At 47.3% G+C, this 17,019-nt stretch carries 11 protein-coding genes; 7 read left to right on the top strand and 4 right to left on the bottom strand.

Features of this window, described 5'->3' with window-relative positions; translation table 11 throughout:
* Nucleotides 1–372: 372 nt before the first annotated feature.
* Nucleotides 373–1,908, bottom strand: coding sequence for an aminotransferase class I/II-fold pyridoxal phosphate-dependent enzyme (locus tag DXD02_RS05170; RefSeq protein WP_118666487.1), 1,536 nt, complete (start codon nt 1,906–1,908; stop codon nt 373–375).
* 309 nt (nt 1,909–2,217) lie between these two features.
* Here DXD02_RS05170 and DXD02_RS05165 point away from each other — a divergent pair, with 309 nt between their 5' ends.
* Both DXD02_RS05165 and DXD02_RS05160 read left to right on the top strand, forming a co-directional pair.
* Nucleotides 2,218–3,540: an APC family permease gene (locus tag DXD02_RS05165; RefSeq protein ID WP_158580102.1), complete on the top strand. Its 1,323-nt coding sequence runs from the start codon at nt 2,218–2,220 to the stop codon at nt 3,538–3,540.
* A 22-nt stretch (nt 3,541–3,562) separates the two neighbouring features.
* Nucleotides 3,563–4,942, top strand: coding sequence for an MATE family efflux transporter (locus DXD02_RS05160; RefSeq protein ID WP_055219500.1), 1,380 nt, complete (start codon nt 3,563–3,565; stop codon nt 4,940–4,942).
* A 177-nt stretch (nt 4,943–5,119) separates the two neighbouring features.
* Here the strand turns inward: DXD02_RS05160 and DXD02_RS05155 are convergent, their stop codons facing one another.
* Entirely contained in the window at nt 5,120–5,524 is a 405-nt protein-coding gene (locus tag DXD02_RS05155) for an ACT domain-containing protein (RefSeq protein WP_022461391.1), read from the bottom strand.
* A gap of 322 nt (nt 5,525–5,846) precedes the next feature.
* Between DXD02_RS05155 and DXD02_RS05150 the strand changes: the two genes are divergently transcribed.
* From DXD02_RS05150 to glgD, 3 genes are all read left to right on the top strand, one after another.
* Entirely contained in the window at nt 5,847–8,462 is a 2,616-nt protein-coding gene (locus tag DXD02_RS05150) for a glycoside hydrolase family 3 protein (RefSeq protein ID WP_118666485.1), read from the top strand.
* Nucleotides 8,463–8,761: 299 nt separating this feature from the next.
* On the top strand, nt 8,762–9,970 hold the full coding sequence (locus tag DXD02_RS05145; RefSeq protein WP_118666484.1) for a glucose-1-phosphate adenylyltransferase: 1,209 nt from the start codon (nt 8,762–8,764) through the stop codon (nt 9,968–9,970).
* Nucleotides 9,964–11,106 carry a glucose-1-phosphate adenylyltransferase subunit GlgD gene (gene glgD / locus DXD02_RS05140; protein ID WP_118666483.1) on the top strand — a complete coding sequence of 381 codons (1,143 nt, stop codon included), beginning with the start codon at nt 9,964–9,966 and terminating at the stop codon, nt 11,104–11,106. Before DXD02_RS05145 ends, glgD begins: the two co-directional genes overlap by 7 nt.
* Nucleotides 11,107–11,322: 216 nt before the next feature.
* Here glgD and DXD02_RS05135 read toward each other — a convergent pair whose 3' ends face one another.
* Together DXD02_RS05135 and DXD02_RS05130 are read right to left on the bottom strand one after the other, a co-directional pair.
* Nucleotides 11,323–13,086, bottom strand: coding sequence for a Na/Pi cotransporter family protein (locus DXD02_RS05135; RefSeq protein ID WP_118666482.1), 1,764 nt, complete (start codon nt 13,084–13,086; stop codon nt 11,323–11,325).
* 283 nt (nt 13,087–13,369) lie between these two features.
* A complete protein-coding gene (locus DXD02_RS05130) occupies nt 13,370–13,798 on the bottom strand; it encodes a hypothetical protein (protein WP_022461386.1) in 429 nt (142 codons plus the stop codon).
* 181 nt (nt 13,799–13,979) lie between these two features.
* Between DXD02_RS05130 and DXD02_RS05125 the strand changes: the two genes are divergently transcribed.
* The gene (locus tag DXD02_RS05125; protein ID WP_118666481.1) at nt 13,980–15,413 is read left to right on the top strand and encodes a glycoside hydrolase family 32 protein; all 1,434 of its coding nucleotides are present in this window, start codon (nt 13,980–13,982) and stop codon (nt 15,411–15,413) included.
* Nucleotides 15,414–15,417: 4 nt separating this feature from the next.
* Complete coding sequence (locus tag DXD02_RS05120) at nt 15,418–16,836, top strand: GH32 C-terminal domain-containing protein (RefSeq protein ID WP_117509271.1); 1,419 nt, start codon at nt 15,418–15,420, stop codon at nt 16,834–16,836.
* The last annotated feature ends 183 nt before the right edge of the window (nt 16,837–17,019 follow it).

Raw genomic sequence — 17,019 nt, 5'->3', positions numbered from 1 at the left:
GAACTCAAAAGAAAGGTTGTGACTTGATTTGAAAGAATTATAACATAAAGGAACAGGAGCCGCAATCGAAATTAAGCCGTGGAACAGAAAAGTTGTTACAGTTCACTGGTTCCCAGCGAACTGTAACATTCGCAGCCCTCATTTAAAGTTTTGCTTCGCAAAAGGAGGGCTGCTCACGCCTGAATCACTTTCTTATGCAGCGAAACAGCAAGTGTTTCACTGCTGAGTGAACAGTAACGAAAAGTTACCTGTTGTTTGCCGGGTACCGGTGAAGTGTAATGCAGCAGGAAAGAATCCGGTAAAGGAAAAAAGCTCCGCCGGAAAAAAAGGTGGTATTTCCGGTGGAGCTCTGTGAAAAAAGTGATCAGAATTTTACTGATGATAATAGGAGAGGAAGTCGGTGATCTTTTCAACCGCATCCTTTAAAACTTCAATTCGCGGCAGGTAAACAACGCGGAAGTGATCCGGCTGTCCCCAGTTGAAGCCGCCGCCGTGGACGATCAGAAGTTTTTTGTCGCGCAGCAGATCGAGAGCAAATTTTTCGTCGTTTGTGATATTGAACTTTTTCGTGTCAATTTTCGGGAACATATAGAACGCAGCTTTTGGTTTGACTGCGGTGATACCCGGAATATCGCAGAATGCCTTGTAAACGTATTCGCGCTGCTCGTAAATCCGTCCGCCCGGAACGATGTAGTCGTTGACACTCTGGTGGCCGCCAAGAGCGGTCTGGACAACGGACTGTGCCGGAACATTGGAGCAGAGACGCATGTTGGAGAGCATTTTGAGCCCTTCAATATAGTCCTTTGCGATAGCTTTATTTCCACTTAAGATCATCCAGCCGATACGGAAGCCTGCGATCATGTGCGATTTGGAAAGACCACTGAAGGTGACACAGAACAGATCCGGTGCGAGGGATGCAATAGAAACATGCTCGAGAGCGTCCATGACGAGCCGGTCATAAATTTCATCGGAAAAGATGATCAGCTGATGTTCTCTGGCAAGCTCGACAATCTGCTGCAGTACCTCTTTCGGATAGAGTGCACCGGTCGGGTTATTCGGATTGATGATAACAATCGCTTTTGTGCGGTCGGTGATCTTCTTTCGCATATCATCGATGTCCGGATACCATTCGGACTGTTCGTCGCAGATGTAGTGGACGGCTTTTCCGCCGGCCAGCGTTGCGCAGGCAGTCCAGAGAGGGTAATCCGGGGATGGGATGAGGATTTCATCCCCGTCATCCAGAAGAGCGGACATACAGAGGTTGATCAGCTCACTGACGCCGTTTCCTGTATAAATATCATCAATAGAAACATTTGGCAGTTTCTTTAACTGTGCGTATTGCATGATTGCTTTTCTTGCGGAGAAAAGTCCCTGGGAAGGAGAGTAGCCCTCACAGTCGGTAAGCTGATGACTCATATCATAGATGACCTCATCCGGGGTGCGGAAGCCAAATGGAGCCGGATTTCCAATGTTCAGTTTCAGAACCTGTGTGCCGCACGCTTCCATGCGGTTTGCTTCTTCTACGACAGGTCCGCGGACATCATATAAGACATTGTCGAGTTTCGATGATTTTTTAAATTCTCGCATAGGGGAACCTCCTGTTTTTGTCTGGGAAAGGGAAGCGGCAGATGGATCAGAAAAGGATTCTGCCGGATCGGAAATCGTATCTGCCGTATAGTTTACTGTGGAATCTTTTGCAAGCAGCCAGTCGGGATCGACCTGGAGCACATCGGCCAGAAAGTGAAGAATGTCGGAGCGCGGAACCGTTTTTCCACTGACATACTGGCTGACATGGCTTTTTCCAAGCTTCACACCGCGCCGCTGGGCCGCTCGGATCAAATCGACCTGCTTGAACTGTTTCGCCTGCATGGCCAGTTTCAGACGGTCGGAAAAGGTTTCGTTTGTCATAGAAAATCTCCTTAAGATAGAATACAAAATAAAAAAAGTTCAAAACTGTGCTTATTGTAGCATGGACAAGAAAAAAGTTCAATAGAAAAACTGAAAATTGTAAAAATGTTGAAAAGTTCAAAATTAAAGCGAAACAAGTTCAATTATAATATTGTCTATTCTGTACAGGTAAAGCGTTAAACCTTGCGCATTTTGCAAATTGACAAACGATGAGATTTCGGTAGAATAAAAAAATAGGATGCTATGCGTTTCTGTTGGGATCCGCCAACAGAAACGAGAGTACATTGGGAGAAAAAGGGAGGAAAATGTATGGGGGAAGGTCATAAAAAACTGAATATTTCCGACTGTATGGGACTTGCGATCGGACAGATCATCGGTTCAGGCATCATGGTATTGACGGGAATCGTCATCGGTCTGACAGGACACGGCATTGCCGCAGCGTTTATTTTAGGTGCCGTGCTTGCCATTATCACCTGTGTACCGTTCATCATCCTGACGTCCGCAATCCCGTCATCAGGCGCCGGCTTTACTTACATCCGACGATTGATGGGTGAAAAAGCCGGCTTTATGTACATTGCGATGTTTGTCTTAAGCCAGGTTCTGATCGCAACGTACGCGAAAGGCTTTGCGAGCTATTTCTGCTCGATTTTTCCACAGTTTGGCGAGTCGGCTGTCGCAATGGCAGCACTTGTAATCTGTACCGCCGTCAATCTCATCGGACTGAAATCGAGCGCACTGGTGCAAAAGGGCATGGTTGTGCTGTTGCTTTTGAGCCTGTTCTTATTTATTGTATTCGGTCTGCCCAAGGTGAGCTGGGATGCCCTGACACCGACGGTATCCAACCTGATGCCGAACGGTCCGAAGAACTTTTTCACAGGCGTAGCGCTTTTAAGTTTTGCGTGCGGAGGCGCAAAATTCGTTGCGGAGAACGGAGATGATATCGTGGAGCCGTCCCGCACGATTCCAAAGGTTATCGTGCTTTCCACGAGTATCGTTGCTGTATTCTACGTGCTGATCGGTATCGTGGCAGGCGGCGTGCTTCCGGTCGAAACGGTCGCATTTCAGAATCTGACGCTTGTCGCACAGGAGATTTTTCCAACCTGGCTGTACCTGTTTTTCGTGTTCGGTGGTGCCGTATTTGCGCTGCTTACCACCCTGAACGGAACCTTGAGCTGGGTGACAAGAGGACTGCAGGCTGCCGCAAAACAGGGCTGGCTGCCGGAAAAAACCGCGGAGGAGAATAGAAACGGTGTTCCGGCGATTCTTCTGATGGTCTTTTTCCTGATGGGCGCCATTCCGATTCTTACGGGAATGGATCTGACATTGATTTCAAACATGGGTGTCGGAACCGATATGGTGACGGAGTTTATGGTGCTGCTGGCCTGCTGGCGTCTGCCGGATATCTTCCCGGAAGAGTATCAGAAATCTGCGTTTTGTATGAAAAAGCGGACACTTCACATTCTGCTGTTTTTCATCGGCATTCTGATGATCGGAACCTCGTATGTCAATCTGTCGGATCTTACGGTTCCCGCGGCGATCGCATGCGGCATCTATATTCTGGTGATGTTTGTTTACACGCAGGTCCGATACCCGTATGTGAAGGCAAAACAGGAAAAGAAAGAAGACAAATAAAGAAGAGAAATGGAGAAGAAACATGAGGGCAACAACAAAAGAGCAGGGCTTTTACAGCCAGATTTTTAAGCTGGTTCTGCCGATTGTGATTCAGAATCTTTTAAGCGCGGCAGTCAACTCTGCCGATGTCGTGATGCTGAACTACGTGGGACAGTCCGCTATTTCCGCGGTATCCCTGGCATCCAACTATGCAAATGTATTATTTATGGTTTATTACGGACTGGGAACAGGAGCAACACTTCTGTGTGCCCAGTACTTTGGAAAAGGCAATATGCGAGCAATTCAGACTGTCGAGGGAATCGCACTTCGATTCTCCGTCATCATCTCCGTCGTTGTGGCAGGAATTGCTTTTACCATGCCACAGATGATGATGCGTCTGTTTACAGATAATGCGGAACTGATCCGGATCGGTGCTTCGTATCTGCGCGTCATGGGTGTGACCTACCTGTGCTGGGGCATTACGGAGATCTATCTTGCGGTGCTTCGAAGCCTCGGCCGTGTGACGATCAGCATGGCGATGAATATGATGGCATTCGCACTGAACGTATTTTTCAACGCATGCTTCATTTTTGGCCTCTTCGGATTTCCGAAGCTTGGAGCAACCGGTGTTGCAATCGCAACGGCGATGTCGCGTGTCATTGAACTGATCGGCTGCGTGATTGTGTCGATTATGAGTAAGGATATCAAGCTCGATCTGCGGTACATGTTCATCCGCAACAAGCTGCTGTTTTCCGATTTTGTGAAGCTTTCACTTCCGGCACTTGGAAATGATCTTTCCTGGGGCGTTGCATTTTCGATGTATTCTGTGATCCTGGGCCATCTGGGAAGCGATGCGGTAGCGGCAAACTCGCTCGTTGTCGTTGTAAGAAATATCGGAACCGTGCTGTGCTTTGGTGTGGCAAGTGCAGGCGGTATTCTGCTTGGAAATGTTATGGGAGAAGGAAATCTGGAAAAGGCGAAGGAATATGCATCGAAACTGCTGAAGCTGACGGTTGTTGCCGGAGCTGTGGGCGGACTGGTTGTGCTGGGTATCACGCCGTTTGTATTGAAATTTGCTTCTTTAAATGAGACCGCGATGCATTATCTGAAATATATGCTGCTGATCAATACCTATTATATTATGGGGGCGGCCGTCAATACGACGCTGATTGCCGGAGTATTCCGTGCCGGAGGTGACACAAAGTTCGGACTGGTCTGCGATACGATTGATATGTGGTGCTACGCGGTGCCGCTTGGATTTATTGCAGCGTTTGTCTTCAAGCTTCCTGTCCTTGTGGTTTATTTCCTGCTGTGTACAGACGAGTTTGTAAAATGGCCGTGGGTTCTGAAACGGTATAAGAGCGGACTGTGGGCAAAAAACATTACGCGGGATCATCTGTTTGAGGATGAAGAAAAAGAATAGATGATATAGAAAAAAGACATCTGCAGGGGTGAAAAATCACTTCGCCAGATGTCTTTTTCAAACACGCTCTAACTGTGCTGCAAGAGTCAAAGAAACAACAGCGGAAAGTCAGAATGGTTATAGCATAACGGATCGGAAACTGGTATGATCAGACCGTAAAAGGATAGTGCAAAAGTTTTAAAGAACGGTATATCCTTTGCTCTTTAAGCTTGCTTCTGTCTCGTACACATCCGGTACATGGAACACCATGATCGGGCAGCCGGACTCGCGGTTGAAAGAGAGATAGATATAGTCGATGTCGATATTTGTCTCAAGCAGTGTTTTCAGAAGGGAATTTAAGTTACCCGGCTGATCAACTACCTCGACACCGAGTACATCCGTCTGGCGTGTCATGTAACCGGCAGCCTGAAGCGCCTGCTCTGCTTTATCCGGATCGGAAACGACCATGCGGACAATGCCGTACTCTGCGCTGTCGTTGTTGACGGAACCTAAAATATTGACGTCGTTTTCAAACAGAATCTGTGTGATCTGCTGCATCGTGCCTTTTTTATTTTCTGCGAAAATAGAAAGTTGTTTTAACATAATGGGGGCCTCCTAAAATTGATCTCTGATTCCATTATACTGCCAAAATCAAACGCGTCAACGAATTTTGTAAAAGAAGACGAAAAAAAAGGTAAAAAAGCGTATCGTTTACAGAAAATTAATAGAATAAAAGCATCAATATAAAAAATAAAAAAAGAAATCAATGAGCGAAAAAAAGACAGAAAAGTCGGATAATAAGAGAAAATGCACAAAATACAAATAAAATATGAGAAAACAGGTGAAAAAACTTTTGCATAATGACGAAAAATGCGTTACAATATAAGCGCTATATGTGAATTTATTATTGGGAGGTATTAGAATTATGGCAACATTTTATGCATCAAAAACAGGAGAAGTATCTGCAAGAGAAAAAGAACATTCCGCGCTGGTACGTGAACTGGCCGGTGAGTGCATGACACTTCTTGAAAACGACGGAACCCTGCCGCTTGCCGGTGCAGGAAAAGTCGCAGTTTATGGTAACGGCGTCCGCCACACGGTAAAAGGGGGTACCGGTTCCGGAGACGTTAACACAAGAACGGTTGTTACGATCGAACAGGGCTTAAAAGAGGCCGGCTTTGAAATTCTGACTGGTAAATGGCTCGATGAATATGACAAAGTGCTTGCAGATGCGCAGGCTGCATATCAGGCAGAGCTGGCAAAAAAAGCAGAGGAGCTTCACGTTCCGATTTTTGCTGTTATGTTCTCGGAAGTATTTGCACAGCCTGACGTGCCGGTAATTACCGAAAAAGAGGACACCGATACCGCTATCTATGTTCTGTCAAGAAACTCCGGTGAAGGTGCAGACCGCTATAACAGAGCATGCGATTATCTGCTCGGCGAAAACGAGCTCGCTGACATTGCCTATCTGGCAGAGCATTATGAGAAAACAGTTTTAATTTTGAATATTGCGAACCTTGTAGACACCACAGAGTTAAAGAAAATCAAAGGACTGAATGCAATTCTTCTTGCAGGACAGGCCGGAAATGCAACCGGAAACATCGTTGCAGACGTTGTTCTCGGAAAGAGCATCCCATCCGGAAAGCTGACTGATACATGGGCTGCTTCCTATGAAGACTATCCGTCCTCAAAAAATTTCAGCCACAACAACGGTGACACCAACGATGAGTATTACAGCGACGGCATTTATGTCGGCTACCGTTATTTTGACACCTTCAACGTAACCCCGAACTACTGCTTCGGCTATGGCAAAGGTTATACTGATTTTGAGACGGAAGTAAGGGACGTGGAGGCAGATGCCAAGAACGTTACCGTTACCGCATCCGTAAAGAATATTGGTGATACATTCGCCGGAAAAGAAGTCGTACAGGTTTACTATTCCGCACCGGATGGCACGATTGAGAAACCGTATCAGGAGCTTGGCGGCTTCGGAAAATCCGATCTGCTCTCGCCGGGTGAGTCCCAGACGATTACCATTTCCTTCCCGACGAGATCTATGGCTTCCTACGATGAGAAAAAAGCAGCATGGGTACTCGAGGCAGGAACGTATTACATCCGTGTCGGCAACAGCTCCAGAACAACGAAAGTAGCAGCAGCCCTGAATCTCAAAGAGACCGTTGTTACGGTTCAGGGAAAGAATCTCTTCCCGGCAGATGACGCTCCACAGGAACTCTCCAAAGCAGGCGTAACACCGTACAGCTATGAAGGTGAGGCAGAAGAAAAAGCAGCTGCAAAACAGATCGATATCTGCAGCAAATGCATCAAGACGGAGACTGTTGTCTACAGTGAGACACCGGAAGCATTCCCGGCTTATGAGGGAGAGAAGCTGACAGCGGCAGATGTAAAGAGCGGAAAAGCGACGTTAAAAGATCTCGTATCGCAGCTGACCGTAGAGGAGATGGCTGCCGTCTGCAATGGTACTGCAGACGGACTTGGCCAGGAAGGATTTATCGGATCTTCTTCCGATATGGCGCCTGGAGCAGCGGGAGATACAACTTCCATTCTTCTTGAGGACAGAGGTATTTACAATACGATTCTTGCAGACGGTCCGGCCGGTCTTCGTCTGATTCCGCACTTTGTCGTTGATGCAGACGGAAAGATGGTATCCTCCGGAAATCCTCTGGAAGATGCGTTTAACAAAAATGAAATCGAAGTTCCGGAAGGCGGCACGGAGTATTTCCAGTACTGCACCGCAATCCCGGTAGCAGCGCTTCTTGCGCAATCGTGGAACATGGATCTGATCCGGAAATGCGGTGATATCGTCGGAAAAGAGATGGAAGAATTCCACATTTCCGTATGGCTGGCGCCTGGCATGAATATTCACAGAAATCCGCTTTGCGGAAGAAATTTCGAGTACTACTCGGAAGATCCGCTGGTGGCAGGTATGTGCGCCGCAGCCGATACCAGAGGAATCCAGTCCCATGCCGGAATCGGAACCAGTATCAAGCACTTTGCAGCCAACAACCAGGAAGATAACCGTATGTACGTCAATGAGCACATCAGCGAGCGCGCAATGCGTGAAATCTATCTGAAGGGCTTTGAAATCGCAGTCAAGACAGCACAGCCGATGACGATCATGTCTTCCTACAACCTGGTAAACGGTGTGCATACTGCCAACAGCCACGACCTTCTGACCGCAGCAGCAAGAGATGAGTGGGGCTTCGCAGGCTATGTCATGACCGACTGGGGAACCTCAGAGGACATGAGCGGATTGTTCGCTTACAAATATAACCTGAAATATGGACATTCCACTTCAAGAGAGTGTGTTCTTGCAGGAAACGATCTGCAGATGCCTGGCCAGCAAGGAAACCGTCAGGAAATTGTAGCATCTGTTGCAGACGGAACTCTGCCGCTTGGACAGCTTCAGACCTGTGCATACCGCATTCTGAATGTTGTTCTGCAGTCCCTCGCCTATGATGACTGCAAACCATACGGTGATCAGTTCGATCTCGAAGAGGCAGTTACCGTTACAAAAGCATAAAAAATCAAAAAACATAGAAGCAGCCCCGCAGACCTTTACCATAAGGCTTTGCGGGGCTGCTTTTTGTACGGTCAAAGGAGCAAGGCTGTGACTGCAAGAGATAAGCGATTTCCGCAATCTGCAAGCCCAGCTTGGTGGCATAAAATGTAAAAAGCTCACGAAAGAACTGTAAAACTGGAGAAAAATACAGAATAAAATCGGTAAAAAAATAAAAAATAGTGAAAAATGCACAAAAATATTGTCCATAGAGCAAATAGTGTGTTATAATGAATGCATCTATTAAAACAGGGGGATAGATTATGGCAAAAGAAATGATAGCAATGCTTCTTGCCGGAGGTCAGGGATCTCGCCTTTATGCGCTGACCGAGAAGCTTGCAAAACCGGCAGTTCCATTTGGCGGAAAATATAGAATCATCGATTTCCCACTTTCTAACTGCGTAAATTCCGGAATTGATACCGTAGGTATTCTGACACAGTATCAGCCAATGGTGTTAAATGAGTACATAGGAAACGGCCAGCCGTGGGATCTGGACCGCCTCCATGGAGGTGTTCACGTGCTGCCTCCTTATCAGAAAGCCTCAGGTTCTGACTGGTATAAAGGAACTGCAAATGCCATCTACCAGAATATTCCATTCATCGAGAGCTACGATCCGGAGTACGTCATCATCCTTTCCGGAGACCAGATCTGCAAACAGGACTACAGCGATTTCCTCCGCTTCCATAAGGAAAAGGGGGCAGAGTTCAGCGTTGCGGTTATGGAAGTACCGTGGGAGGAAGCATCCCGTTTCGGACTTATGGTGGCAGATGAAAATGACAAAATCACCGAGTTTCAGGAAAAACCAAAACAGCCGAAATCCAATCTGGCATCCATGGGTATCTACATTTTTAACTGGGATATCCTGAAAAAATATCTGATTGAGGACGAGGCAGACCCGAATTCTTCGAATGATTTCGGAAACAACATCATCCCGAATCTTTTAAAAGACGGACGCAATATGTACGCTTATCACTTCAGCGGATACTGGAAAGATGTAGGAACCATCTCCTCCTTGTGGGAGGCAAACATGGAAATCCTCGATCCGGAACACAGCGGAATCAACCTGTTTGACAATAACTGGAAGATTTACAGCCGAAACAGCGGAAAAACAGGCCATAAGATCACCGAAACCGCTGTTGTGGAAAACTGTATGATCACCGATGGCTGCCGTATTGCAGGTCATGTCAAACATTCGATTCTGTTCTCCGGCGTAAAAATCGCAGAGGGCGCAGAAGTAGAAGATGCCGTTATCATGGGAGGAACCGTGATCGAATCCGGAGCAGTCGTGAAACACTGTATTGTTGCGGAAAACGTTGTGATTGGCCAGAATGCCGTGGTAGGAGAAATGCCGCATGACGGTGAAAAAGGTGTTGCCACCATCGGATCCGGAATCCATATCGGTGAGCGTGCCAAAGTAGGACCAAATGCAATGGTAAATGCAAATGTAAAGGATGGTGAAGAAGAATGGTAAACGCAAATGCAGATGCACTGGGCATCATTTTCCCAAACAGCTATGATGAGCAGGTACCGGATCTGGTAAACGAGCGTCTGATGGCCTCCATTCCTTTTGCCAGCCGTTACCGCATGGTGGACTTTATTTTATCCAGCATGGTAAACTGCGGAATCGGAAATGTATCCATTATCGTCCGCAAAAATTACCATTCGCTGATGGATCATCTCGGCTCCGGACGTGAGTGGGATCTTGCCAGAAAAAAAGGCGGCTTAAACATTGTTCCGCCTTATTCCGAGAAGAAAATTCAGGTGTACTCCGGAAGAGTGGAAGCACTGGCAAATGTTCTCGATTTCCTGAAATGGCAGAAAGAAAAATACGTTGTTATGGCAGATACCAACATTGCCTGCAATTTTGATTTCAAAGAGATGCTGAATCAGCATATCGAAAGCGGCGCAGATGTTACTGCAGCTTATACCAAGCAGCCGATTCCGGAAGGCGTCAGAAGCTCTTACGAGAAAACCAATTATCTGCACTACACCTTCTCCATGGCAGGACAGAAGATCAGCAAGATTTTTGTAAACTCAGAGGAACACGGAGTACAAAATGTATCGATGAATATCTACGTGATGGAGCGTAAGCTTCTGATCGACGAAATCAAAAAAGGCTTTGTCCTTGGAAATAAATTCTTTGAGCGTGATGTTCTGGCACCGCAAACGGAGAAACTGAACATTCAGGGATATGAGTTTACCGGTTATCAGGCAAGAATCGACGATATGAAGAGCTATTTTGATGAGAACATGAAGCTCTTAAAAGATGAAAATCTGGATAGCCTCTTCTTGGGAAACCCGATTTATACCAAAGTCCGCGACGACAATCCGACCCGTTATATCAACGGATCAAAAGCGAAAAACGTGATGGTAGCAGACGGCTGTGTGATCGAAGGCGAAATCGAAAACAGCATTTTGTTCCGTGGTGTCAAGGTAGCCAAGGGAGCAAAAGTAAAGAATTGCATTCTGATGCAGGATACCGTGATTGAAGCAGGCGCTGAGATTGAGTACGTTGTTTCTGATAAATACGTTACGGTATCTGAGGGAAAACAGCTCAAAGGAACCGATTCCTTCCCGGTATTTATTGCGAAGGATCAGGTGGTATAAAGAAAAGAATAGAATGAAATAGAAATACCGACTGCCAATGTAGAATATATCAATATTGATGGGCAGTCGGTATTTTTTGGAAAAATTCAGAGAAAAATAGTAGATTGAGTAATGCATCTGTGATATGGTAACAAAACAGTGACAGCCTAAGGAAGGGAAGATTCTTACCATAAAAATTCCCGGTTGTACAGCTTATGGTTACAGTACAGTCTGTTTTTAGGCTTTCAGCGTTGGCAGCTGATACTGTTTTTTCAGTTCTTTGTACTCTGACTCAAACTCTTCTTCTTTCTTCAGCGCATGCAGATATTCGTGTGTATCAAACGATCCGCTGTGGATCTGGCTGACGCAGACGGCAATGTTGGAGCAGTGGTCGGAAATCCGTTCGAAGTCGGTCATCACATCGGAAAGGATAAAACCAAGCTCGATCGTGCATTTTCCACTCTGGAGCCGTTCGATGTGGTGGTTCTTCAGGCTGGAATTCAGGCTGTCAATCACCTGCTCGAGTGGTTCCACTTCATTTGCTTTTTTTACATCCTCATTGTTGAAAACGGAGAAGGTCAGGCTGACAATATCTTTGACTGCTTTTCCATAAACAGCAAGCTCTGCGGCTCCGTCAGAAGAGAACTGCAGGTTCTTGTCATGCATCTCTCTTGCAGCTTTCATGATGTTGACGGTGTGATCGGAAATTCGTTCGAAATCGCCGATGCAGTGCAGGATCATGGAAAGTGTCTGGCTGTCCTTTGGGGAAAGCTTTTCACTGGAAAGTTTCACCAGATATGTGCCGAGGGCATCTTCAAAATGATCCACCTTTTTCTCAAGAATATCTACATTTTCCGCATCCGCCTCGTTGTAGGAGGCCATCAGGTCAACAGAAGTAACAAGGCCGGTTTCGGTCAGCTCTGCCATTTTTGCGGCTGCGACTTTACACTGCTGCAGAGCAAAAGCCGGGCTGTCGAGGAAACGGGTATCGAGCATCTGAACAGCTTCGTCTGCTTTTTCTTCCGGTCCGTCCGGAATGGTCAGTTTCGCAAGTTTGACCAGTCCGTCTGCAAACGGGAACAGGATTAGTGTTGCAAAAATATTGAAGCCGGAGTGAACGATTGCGATGCCGGCTGCATTTGCGGAGGTTTCCAGGAATGGAAAATGCACAAAGGCATTGATTCCATAGAAGAGAACCAGGAAAAGAACAGTACCGATGATGTTAAAATAAAGGTGAACCATTGCGGTACGGCGTGCATTGCGGCTTGTACCGATGGAGGAGAGCAGTGCGGTAATACATGTACCGATATTCTGTCCCATAATGATCGGAATGGCTACGGCGTAGCTGACGGAACCAGTTGCGCAGAGTGCCTGGAGAATACCGACAGAAGCAGAGGAACTCTGGATCACGGCGGTCAGAATGGTTCCGGCAAGAACACCTAGAACCGGCATGGAGAATTTTACGAGAAGTCCCGTGAATTCCGGTACATCTGCGAGCGGTGATACAGCGCTGCTCATGGTGTGCATACCAAACATCAGAATGGAAAAACCGGTTAACAGGGTACCGACATTTTTCTTTTTATCGCTCTTTGCCAGCATCAGCATAAAAACGCCGATGATTGCAAGAATGGGGGAAAAGGACGACGGGTTCAGCATTTTAATGAATACATTGTCGCCCTGAATGCCGGTAAGACTTAAGATCCAGGAAGTGATGGTGGTACCGATATTGGCGCCCATGATGATGCCGACTGCCTGGTTCAGCTTCATGATGCCGGAGTTTACGAATCCGACAACCATAACAGTAGTTGCAGAAGAGGACTGGATAACTGCGGTAACACCGGCACCTAAAAGAACTGCCATAATCCGCTTTGATGTCAGCTTTTCCAGCAGGTATTCCAGTTTACCGCCGGAAAGTTTGGTCAGGCCATCGCCCATGGCACTCATGCCGTATAAGAACATGGCAAGGCCACCGACAAAGGATAACACTCCAAAAATGTCCATAATTTCTCCCTTTACGTAATTTTCTTTTTCTTTTCGTGGTTTTAACAATAGATACACGTTTTGCAGGTCTTACTCGAGAAAAAACCTACATTTAGAAGATAACACATCTAAAAACAGTTTTGTGTTAAATGTATGTAAAGTTTGTAAAACGGTCAAAACAACTCAAAATCCGGTGCGGCACTGTTTTGTGCCGGTACCGGATCGTTTCTCGATTCCTTTGCATCCGAAAGAAGCTGCCACTCGCAGGATCTGCAGATGCGGGTAGTTTGGCTGAATATGATTTTCATAAGAAATCTTTTAACTTTTCCATGTTGTATTCTTCAAATTTTCGCAGCTTATCCATCAGATCCCGGATTTTGGGATCCGCGTCCTCATACTGGCGGTACTTCTGGATTGCCTCGACGATGCCCATGCTGCTTCCGGTAATCAGCATGCTGGCAATGTGTGAGACGGACGGATCCGTCATAGTCTGCAGGTTTATCATAAAATACGTGCGTGCTTTTTCCATTATGCCAAGGCCTTTTTCATCGTAGCCGTGTTCATTCAGCAGCTCCTTTGCCGCCTGATGAAATTCCTCATAGCCCTGAAACTGGGTTTTCAGATGTTCTTTTAAGTCTTTGTCCTCAACGACTCCAATGAGCTGCCGGATCGTGTCGACACCCATCTGGGAGTTCTGGTAAATAAAGTTTAAAAGCTCTGCATCTCCACTCATCGTGCATCTTCCTTTCTTACTTTCTTTGGTGGTTTCATGAAAAAGTATTGCCGGAAATCGGGGCAAATATACCTGATTTTAATTGTAATTTTACAGGGGAAAAAGTATAATAAAAGCATCGGAAAAAGAGTACGAAAAAGCGGGAAAAACCGCAGAAAAACGGAAAGGAGAAGAAAAAAATATGCAGTTATTTTATACCCCGCAGCATGCCCGTGTCGGCGATGTGATTCCTTATTATGAAGATGGGAAATTCCACCTTTTTTATCTGAAAAACTGGAATCCATATTTCGGCAGCGACAGGAAAGACGGCTGGCATCTGCTAAACACAAAAGATATGGTGCATTACGGGCCGGAGACGGCGATTGGGATTCTGGGAGGAACGGGATCTGTCATCAAGGCAGATGGGATTTACCATTTATATTACTGCGTCTTTGAACAGAATCCGCAGCGGCAGTACGTCTGCCACGCGACGAGCCGTGATCTGGACAGTTGGACGAAACACGAAGAAGAAACATTCGGACCGGACGAAACGATCTATCTGCCGACCGACTGGCGCGATCCATACGTGTTCTGGAATGAGGAAGAAAACTGCTGGTGGATGCTGCTGTGCGCGCAGAGCCAGGGAAAAACAGGCCGCCGCGGCTGTGTGGGCTTATGTAAATCTGCCGATCTTCACCACTGGGAGTGCTGTGAGCCGCTGTATGCACCACATGCGAGCATGTCGGCATACGAATGCCCGGATATGTTTTACGAAAACGGCTGGTGGTATCTGATCTTTTCGCAGTTCACAGACCGTTTCCAGACCATTTACCGCATGAGCCGTTCCTGCCATGGACCGTGGAAACGCCCGAAAACAGATTCCTTTGACGGTCGTGCGTTCTACGCGGCAAAAAGCTGCGGGGATGGAAACCACCGGTATCTGTTCGGCTGGAATCCGACAAGGACACAGAACACCTGGAATTTCGACCCGGATCCGAACCACGAGGGATACGATTACAAAACATATGACTGGGGCGGTACGCTGATTCCGCATGAAATTTATGCACGGGAGGACGGCACACTGGCGGTAAGACCAAATCCGGCGCTGAAAGAGGTTCTGACCATTCAAAATGACGTAAAGTGGGCACCGATGAACGGCGCGTGGGAGATTGGTGAAACATCTGCCGTTGTTGATACGCCGTATGCTTATGCGTCTGCACTCAGTGAAAACGATGTTCCGCATCAGGGCTGTCTGGCATTTGATTTCACGTTTTCGGAAGGAACAGAGCGTTTTGCCGTGGCACTGCAGGTGGATGAGGAGTTTGCGAGAGGCTACTATTTCTACTTAGATCCGAAGCGGCAGCGTCTGGAGTACAAGAGCGCAATCCGTATGCATGAGCAGGGCGGATGGACGTTCCAGTACGATGTCGAGCTGGAGCGGCCGCTGGAACTGATTCCGGGGAAAACGTATTCCATGGAAATTTATATCGATGAGTCTGTGATGGAAGTCTATGTGGGCGGAACAACGGCTCTCAGTGTGCGCGCGTATGACTTGCACGACCGGAAGTTTGGTCTTGCTGTATCTGACGGAAAGGTGCGCTTTGAAAATATTCAATTGACAACGATGGGAGGGTGAGCGGATGAGTCTTTATTTTCGACCGGAAAAGGCAGTGCTGGGTGATGTGATCCCCTATTATGACAATGGTGTTTTTAAACCGTTTTATCTTCGCAATTACCGTGCGAACCGGGATGAACAGCATCAGGACAGCTGGGTGATGCTGAGCACGACAGATCATATTCATTATACGGAGCATGATACAAAAATTGTGGGCGGCACGGGTTCTGTGATCAAAGTGGATGGCCTGTATCACATGTTTTACTGTACCTTTCAGAAGCTGCCAGAGAAGAACTACATGAATCACGCCGTCAGCACCGATCTGGATGTGTGGACGGAAATCCCGGAGGACCGCTTCGCATCGGATGATGTGATCTATGAGCCGATCCACTGGAGGGATCCGTTTGTTTTCTGGAGTGAGGAGGAAAACTGCTGGTGGATGATTTTTGCGGCGCAGAAAAAAGGAAAAACGACGAGGAGAGGCTGTGTGGGTCTGTGCAAATCGAAGGATCTGCATCACTGGGACTACTGCGAGCCGTTCTATGCTCCGATGAATGCACAGTGTGCGTTTGAGTGCCCTGACTTTTTCCGGATGGGAGACTGGTATTATCTCGTCTTTTCTTCGTATGCGGACCGCTATCAGACGATGTACCGGAAGAGCAGAAGTCCGTATGGACCGTGGCAGACGCCGGAAATTGATACGTTCGACACGCGTGCTTTTTATGCGGCAAAGACGGGAAGTGATGGCGTTCACCGATACGTTTACGGCTGGAATCCGACAAGAGAAGTCAACGAGCACAATTTTGATCCGCCGGGATATCCCGGAAAAGACTGTAATACATGGGACTGGGGCGGCAGTCTGGTGGTGCATGAGCTGTGGCAGGATGAGAATGGCGATCTTTTTGTGAAGCCGATTCCACAGGTGCTGGAAGCCGTGGGATGGGAAGAACCGCTTCAGATGCAGGCACTGACAGGAGAGTGGAAGCTGGAAAAGAACCAGGCAGAGGTTGATGCACCGTACGATTTTGGTGCGCTGCTGCTGAATCCGGTGGGGGAAACGAGCCGTCTTTCCTTTGACGTCGAAGTGGACGGGGATTGTCCGAGCGTTGGAATTGCCGTGCATGTCGAAGAAACATTTACGGTCGGTTATTATCTTCTGATTGATTTTGGCCGCCGCCGGATCGAGTTTAAATCCGGAGTCCGCATGACAGAGCGGGGCGGACAGATGTTCCCATATGAGGTGGAACTGGAACGGCCGCTGCCGTCATCAACGGGAAGAAGCTTTCATGTCGATGTGATTGCAGACGGTACGATTCTGGAAGCTTATGTGGATGGCAAAATTGCGCTTGGAACACGGATGTATGATCAGACGGGCGGATGCTTCGGGCTGTATGCATCGGATGGGAAAGCGGTATTTCGGGATATAAAAGTTTTTCACGCATGATAACCTTACTGCACGCGCCGTCCGCATGCGGAATCCGGCGGAGGGTCTCTTTTGAGAGAGTTATTCATTTGGGAACTTTTGCTTGCAGTTTTGCCGGAGTGTGGTAAAGTAGTAGAGGAGTTATATGAATTTCAGCGGGAGACAGAAAATCGGATCTGTCGTTCCGCGTTCAGAAAGAGGATA

The sequence above is a fragment of the Blautia sp. TF10-30 genome (genome assembly GCF_003481245.1).
Lineage (GTDB): Bacteria > Bacillota > Clostridia > Lachnospirales > Lachnospiraceae > Fusicatenibacter > Fusicatenibacter saccharivorans.
The sequence above is the reverse complement of the archived record's forward strand: the minus strand, read 5'-3'. Positions and strand labels throughout refer to the sequence as shown.